The organism is Cellulosimicrobium marinum, from assembly GCF_020551945.1.
GTDB lineage: Bacteria > Actinomycetota > Actinomycetes > Actinomycetales > Cellulomonadaceae > Cellulosimicrobium > Cellulosimicrobium marinum.
The window spans coordinates 2034-3907 of the sequence record NZ_JAJBZH010000012.1; the positions used below are offsets into that span (position 1 = coordinate 2034).

A 1874-nucleotide genomic window follows, 5' to 3' on the forward strand; every position below is an offset into this window, starting at 1 on the left:
GGGTGGGTAGGCGGGTCCGGGTGCGGGTCGGGGTCGTTGGTTGTTTGAGAACTGCACAGTGGACGCGAGCATCTTTGAAGTGATCAAGATGTTGATCTTGCATGCCCCTCGGGGTGTGCGGGTGATGTCTTGGTCTCTGCGAAAGAGTTTTTGTAGTGTGGTTTGTTGAAGTTTTTAAGGGCACAGGGTGGATGCCTTGGCACTAGGAGCCGAAGAAGGACGTTGTAGCCTGCGATAAGCCTCGGGGAGCTGGCAAACGAGCTGTGATCCGAGGATGTCCGAATGGGGGAACCCCGCACGAGTCATGTCGTGTGACCTGCACCTGAATATATAGGGTGTGTGGAGGGAACGCCGGGAAGTGAAACATCTCAGTACCGGCAGGAAGAGATATTCCGTGAGTAGTGGCGAGCGAAAGCGGATGAGGCCAAACCGGGCGCGTGGTAAAGCTGTCAGGCGTTGCGTGTCCGGGGTTGTGGGACCCTTCTGGTGGATCTGACAGTCCACCGGGGAGTGAGAAAGTCGCGTCATAGTCGAACCGCATTGAAAGGCGGACCACAGACGGTGCCAGTCCGGTAGACGAAATGGCGTGGCCTCCCGAAGGGGATCCCAAGTAGCACGGGGCCCGTGAAATCTCGTGTGAATCTGGCAAGACCACTTGCTAAGCCTAAATACTACCTAGTGACCGATAGCGGACCAGTACCGTGAGGGAAAGGTGAAAAGTACCCCGGGAGGGGAGTGAAATAGTACCTGAAACCGTGTGCCTACAATCCGTTGGAGCCTCCTTGGTTGGGGTGACAGCGTGCCTTTTGAAGAATGAGCCTGCGAGTTAGTGCTCAGTGGCGAGGTTAACCCGTGTGGGGAAGCCGTAGCGAAAGCGAGTCCGAACAGGGCGCCCATAGTCGCTGGGTCTAGACCCGAAGCGAAGTGATCTAGCCATGGGCAGGTTGAAGCGCGGGTAAGACCGCGTGGAGGACCGAACCCACCAGGGTTGAAAACCTGGGGGATGACCTGTGGTTAGGGGTGAAAGGCCAATCAAACTTCGTGATAGCTGGTTCTCCCCGAAATGCATTTAGGTGCAGCGTCACGTGTTTCTTGCCGGAGGTAGAGCTACTGGATGGCCGATGGGCCCTACAAGGTTACTGACGTCAGCCAAACTCCGAATGCCGGTAAGTGGAAGCGTGGCAGTGAGACTGCGGGGGATAAGCTCCGTAGTCGAGAGGGAAACAGCCCAGACCACCGGCTAAGGCCCCTAAGCGTGTGCTAAGTGGGAAAGGATGTGGAGTTGCACAGACAACCAGGAGGTTGGCTTAGAAGCAGCCACCCTTGAAAGAGTGCGTAATAGCTCACTGGTCAAGTGATTCCGCGCCGACAATGTAGCGGGGCTCAAGTACACCGCCGAAGCCGTGGCATCTGCGCGTAACCCAGGCCTTCGTGGTCCAGGGGCGCAGGTGGGTAGGGGAGCGTCGTGTGGGCGGTGAAGCCGCGGGGGAACCCAGCGGTGGAGGCCACACGAGTGAGAATGCAGGCATGAGTAGCGAATGACGGGTGAGAAACCCGTCCGCCGAATGACCAAGGGTTCCAGGGCCAGGTTAATCCGCCCTGGGTAAGTCGGGACCTAAGGCGAGGCCGACAGGCGTAGTCGATGGACAAGGAGTTGATATTCTCCTACCGGCGAAGAACCGCCCATACCGAGCCCGGTGATGCTAAACGCCCAAACCCGTCCGCCGGCCCTTCGGGGCCATGGACGGGGGCGCGCGAGACCCGATCCGGTAGTAGGTAAGCGTATTAACAGGGGTGACGCAGGAAGGTAGCCCGGCGTGGCGATGGTAGACCACGTCCAAGGCTGTAGGCCGTCGGGTAGGCAAATCCGCCCG

1 rRNA gene (only partly in view) is annotated in these 1874 nt (G+C 58.6%); it reads left to right on the plus strand.

What is annotated here, in order from left to right:
- Positions 1 to 164: 164 nt before the first annotated feature.
- Positions 165 to 1874 (plus strand): 23S ribosomal RNA (locus LGQ04_RS17190); it runs 1496 nt beyond the window's last position.